This window comes from Bartonella sp. AP57NXGY (genome assembly GCF_042195805.1).
Classification (GTDB): domain Bacteria; phylum Pseudomonadota; class Alphaproteobacteria; order Rhizobiales; family Rhizobiaceae; genus Bartonella.
The window spans coordinates 1-4707 of the sequence record NZ_JBHIOZ010000097.1; the positions used below are offsets into that span (position 1 = coordinate 1).

4 protein-coding genes, 1 tRNA gene and 1 pseudogene are annotated in these 4707 nt (G+C 36.2%); 3 read left to right on the forward strand and 3 right to left on the reverse strand.

Translation table 11 applies throughout. The features are described from left to right. The 3 genes from ACFIL8_RS07615 to ilvA all read right to left on the reverse strand — a co-directional run. A partial coding sequence (locus tag ACFIL8_RS07615; RefSeq protein ID WP_375689325.1) for a DEAD/DEAH box helicase occupies positions 1 to 1004 on the reverse strand: 1004 nt, incomplete at its 3' end. A 290-nt stretch (positions 1005 to 1294) separates the two neighbouring features. Continuing rightward, positions 1295 to 1825: a hypothetical protein gene (locus tag ACFIL8_RS07620; RefSeq protein ID WP_375638347.1), complete on the reverse strand. Its 531-nt coding sequence runs from the start codon at positions 1823 to 1825 to the stop codon at positions 1295 to 1297. 35 nt (positions 1826 to 1860) lie between these two features. Continuing rightward, positions 1861 to 3138 carry a threonine ammonia-lyase IlvA gene (gene ilvA, locus ACFIL8_RS07625; RefSeq protein WP_375612449.1) on the reverse strand — a complete coding sequence of 426 codons (1278 nt, stop codon included), beginning with the start codon at positions 3136 to 3138 and terminating at the stop codon, positions 1861 to 1863. A gap of 146 nt (positions 3139 to 3284) precedes the next feature. Here ilvA and ACFIL8_RS07630 point away from each other — a divergent pair. The 3 genes and pseudogenes from ACFIL8_RS07630 (at position 3285) to ACFIL8_RS07640 (ending at position 4656) form a co-directional block, all read left to right on the forward strand. Then, positions 3285 to 3370, forward strand: a tRNA-Leu gene (locus tag ACFIL8_RS07630). A gap of 527 nt (positions 3371 to 3897) precedes the next feature. Beyond that, positions 3898 to 4212 (forward strand): annotated as a pseudogene (locus ACFIL8_RS07635) (hypothetical protein). 198 nt (positions 4213 to 4410) lie between these two features. Continuing rightward, entirely contained in the window at positions 4411 to 4656 is a 246-nt protein-coding gene (locus tag ACFIL8_RS07640) for a hypothetical protein (RefSeq protein WP_375613727.1), read from the forward strand. The last annotated feature ends 51 nt before the right edge of the window (positions 4657 to 4707 follow it).

Below are 4707 nucleotides of genomic sequence, written 5' to 3' on the forward strand. Positions count from 1 at the left end.
ACATAACTTTCAGCTTCATCTGGTAAGTCGTAATTAATAACGTGGCTTATCCCTGGTATATCAATACCGCGTGCAGCAATATCTGTTGCCACTAGGATCTGCACAGATCTTTCACGAAAAGCTTTTAAAGCAGACTGGCGAGCACCTTGTGATTTATTTCCATGAATTGTTGCGACTAAATATCCTACCTTTTCTAAACTACGTGTGACAGCATCTGCCCCATGTTTAGTTCGAGTAAAAACAATAACCGAATCAAAAGCTGGATTTGTCAAAAGTTTACTTAAAACATTCTTTTTTTCATTCGTAGGAACACAATATAATTTTTGGCAAATCTCTACAGCCGTAGTACCTTGAGGAACAACTTCAATTTTAACCGGATCATTGAGTAAACATTTTGCAAGCACAGCAATTTCCCTCGGCATTGTTGCAGAAAAGAGTGCTGTCTGACGTTCTTGATGCAAAAGCTTTGCAATTTGCTTAACATCATGAATAAAACCCATATCCAACATACGATCTGCTTCATCCAAAATCAAAAAACGAGATTGGGAAAGATCAACACACTTTTCACGAACAAGATCTCTCAAACGCCCTGGAGTCGCTATCAAAACATCCACACCTGCTTCCATACGTTTAATTTGTTTTAAACGTGATACGCCCCCAAAAATAAGACATGTTGAAAGATGTGCTCCTTTCGCCGCAGTGCAAATCGTTTCATCAATCTGAACAGCAAGTTCACGCGTTGGAGCTAAAATCAAAGCGCGTGCAGTTTTAGGGCAGCGTTTATCACCTAAAGCCAAAATCTGACTTAAAATAGGCAAACTAAATGCCAAGGTTTTTCCAGAACCTGTCTGAGCAACACCTAAAATATCGTGTCCTTTCAACATAACTGGAATAGCTTGTTCTTGTATAGGTTTAGGTTTACTCATCCCAGCAATGAGTAAATTTTTAATCAAAAGAGTAGGCAAACCTAACTTTGTAAAAACATTTTCTTCTTTTATAGGCAAAATAAAATCTTTCCTTAGCTGAAGAACTCAAAAGAAGTAACCATCTGAACTCTCCACTCAAGAATCCGCGCAAGAGAAATCCCTGACATTTTAAATGAAGCAACGCCTAAAAAGCGGCTTGCGCAACTCATGAACACCTTGAAATCAAGATAAAGGCGTATAAACTTCACTTTACAAAAAGCCAACAAACCAGCCTAAATGCCTTCATCTCTATTATCTTTGGATTATGATAAAAAAGCAAGAACTTTACGAAATACATTTATCATGAATAAAAACAATATTTAGATCGTTTACTTTTTGATGATTGTGTCCATCGGTAAATGTACCTTGATAAAATCAGGATAAATCTCGAGAAAAACTGGATTTTGTAAAGTTTTTTGACCGCCATAAATTAAATACCATTGTGTTTTATCAAAAATCGCCAAAGTTTTATATTGAATGATGCGATCTTTCATCTCAAGAACTGTTGGAATTAAAGCATACAAAGTACCGTTATCAGTTTGTAAATACTCTATATTTTCTTTATCTAAATAATAAGCACCAGAAGGCACCCCCTCAAATTTCTTATGCAACTGTTGAAGAAAATCACTACGTAAAGCACTCTCTGTTGTATTCAATCGATGTGCCATCTCTTTATAAAGCCGCTCAGGCATATAACGAGAAATGGGCATAAAATCCCCATTTTTTATAGCATTATTGACATCAACAACGACTCTTGAAAGTTCATCTTTTTGTACTATTGTTGGCTGAGATGCTAAACTCTGTTGATTAACAATCAAAAAGAAAAATAGACTCAGCACCGAATAAAAAATAGGTTTCATCATTATACTTCTTGTTTTAGTAAAATTTCAGTTTCTCAAATAACAAAATCAAATAACGTTTGATCATCAGTAATATCACGATAACGCCAACCTAACGCTTGAAATTTTTCCTCTAAAAGACAAAAATTACCGTATTTTTTTGTTTCAATCGCAACCAATACAGAACCAAAGTTTCTCGCTGACTTTTTAAGATATTCAAAACGTACGATATCATCATCTGGTGATAATGTGGAAAGAAAATGACGCAATGCACCAGGATGTTGCGGAAAACTAAAAATAAAATATTTTCTCAACCCTTGGAAACGTAAAGAACGCTCTTTAATTTCTGGCAAACGCTCAAAATCAAAATTACCTCCTGAAATAACGAGAAGAATTTTTTTCCCCTTTAACTCTTGAGGAGGAATACTGTTAAGCGCATCAATCGATAAAGCACCAGCCGGTTCAAGAACCACACCTTCAACATTAAGCATTTCAACCATCGTAGAACAAACGCGGTTTTCAGGAACCGTAATGACAGAATCAGGGGGAAATTGCTTTAGAATTGTATAGTTTAGAGCACCAATTTCAGCCACAGCAGCACCATCTACAAAAGTGTCAATGCTTTCAAGCTTGACGCGTTTTCCACTCTCCAAACAAGCAAGCAAACTTGCAGCTCTTTGCGGCTCAACAAAACGAAGCTTTGTTTTCCAACCATATTCATGTAAAAACTTGCTCACTCCACTTGCCAAACCACCACCCCCTACCGGCACAATCATCAAATCTGGCTCACTTTCTCCATTGAGTTTTTTCCATTGTAAAGCTGCTTCACAAAGCACTGTTGCCTGCCCTGTAATAATGCGAATATCATCGAAAGGTGGAGCCATTACACCACCGCTCTCTACGACAAAGGATTGCGCAGCTTCATAACATTGATCAAATGTTTCACCAACCAAACGAATATCAATGAATTCTTTACCAAAAATACGTGTTTTTTCAATTTTTTGTTGTGGCGTTGTCATAGGCATGAAAATCACGCCTTTACGTTTAAAATAACGACAAACAAAAGAAACCCCTTGCGCGTGATTCCCCGCTGAAGCACAAACAAATGCAGAATCTGGTGATATACAGCTAAGCATTTCTGAAACAAAATTGAAAGCACCACGAATCTTATAAGACCGCACCGGTGTTAAATCTTCACGCTTTAAATAAATTTCTGCATCATACTTTTGACTAAGAAAATCATTTCTTTGAAGTGGTGTTTCAGCAAACACGTGATGCAATCCCACCATAGCTTTTGTGACGTCTTGAATAAATTGACTCATAACACTAATCATTTCATACTTTATTTACATTATAAAAGCTTTTTCTATCGATAAAGGAAACTATTGTCAGTCAAAATTTCACTAAAAAATGAAAAATGTTTCTTTTGTCATTAATTCTTGATTCAATAAAAGATATAGCTTATGAGAGAAATCACATCGCGGACGTGATGAAAACGGTAAACATAGCAGACTTAAAATCTGCCGGTCGAAGACCTTGCGGGTTCAAGTCCCGCCGTCCGCACCAGATTATCTTAATCTCTCTTATTTTCCAATGATTTATTAAAAATCAAAAAAAATTAAAGCACCTTCTAAACCACCTTTCGTAACTTTATTATAACGCTATAAGACGGCACCGCGGTGGTACTAAAATACGAATCATTGCTGCTTTTTGAGATACCTTTTTAGCACTTTGACCTCCTCCTCGTCTTTATAGGATGGAGAGGCAATCAATATTGCTAATTTGGGATTGACTTATACTCTTCATGACTCTTGTAAAACGACGCAAAAGCTCAGAAAAGAGATAGATGCAAAAGACAAAATAATAGATAAAGAAGCTGAAATAATACGTGCACAAAAAGATGTGATTCAAAAACAAGAAGAGTTAATTCGAAAATCAACTGCTTCTAAGATTATTTTTCCTCGAATGGCAGTAAAAAATTGGCCCAAAAGTAGTTTCAAGTACTTTCTCACGACCATTTTTTCAAAACAGGCAATCACAACACGCTCTGTCATAGCGCACATATAAATACGCAACAGCCTTCATGGGGGAAGATGATCATCAATACACAAACCGTTCTCTACCTTGATCTAGATCTAAGACAGGCTGGGCGATTTCTCGTGTAGACAGCAGTATAACAAGTGGCACTTGTCAATTTTGAATTTTTTCGTTTTCAAGGCGATAGTAGGCGCTATTTGCGTTTTCAGCAATGGCTTACAAAAATGAAGATCACAACAGATAAAGTCAATGCCTCACAAGAAAAGATGATTAAGACGGTGTGTGCAAAAGAATACAATCCAAAAGATGACAACGAAGCAAATGCTTTAGCAATTTTATATTTAGTTAAAGAAGGGAATGCGCATGTCTAATGCAATGCCATGGATAAGATTCCTTTTGAATGACTGGAACAGTGAGATAGATGGAATGACATGAGAACAAAGGGGCATTTATATAACGCTTTTCATTCGCATATATGACAAAAAAGCACCAATTAAAACAGATTTTGAAATGCTTGCCCGCGCTTGCAATTGCTCGCAAAAAAGTTTGCAACTATTGTCGAATATCTCATGAAGAATGGTAAATTTCTTGAGAAAGATAATGGTTTGTCGAATACGCGCATTGAAGAAGAGCTAAAAGATTTTACTGATAAAAAAGCGCCCATATCGCAAATTCATAGTGAGGCTGGAAAAAAGGTGTACAATAAAAAACGCTATAAAAAACATTTTAATGATTTTGCTGAAGCAAACGCTAAGCAAAATCAAGCTATAAAGAACCAGAATAAGAATATATATAAACTAAAACTATCATTTTAGCAAAAAAAACTGCTTCTGAAAATTTAGAAACAAACGAACAGGTTGACGAAC

Excerpts from the sequence above, each read along its gene's own strand:
- ACFIL8_RS07640 (WP_375613727.1), top strand. The coding sequence starts at position 4,411 with ATGAAGAATGGTAAATTTCTTGAGAAAGATAATGGTTTGTCGAATACG.
- ACFIL8_RS07620 (WP_375638347.1), bottom strand. The coding sequence starts at position 1,825 with ATGAAACCTATTTTTTATTCGGTGCTGAGTCTATTTTTCTTTTTGATT.
- ilvA (WP_375612449.1), bottom strand. The coding sequence starts at position 3,138 with ATGATTAGTGTTATGAGTCAATTTATTCAAGACGTCACAAAAGCTATG.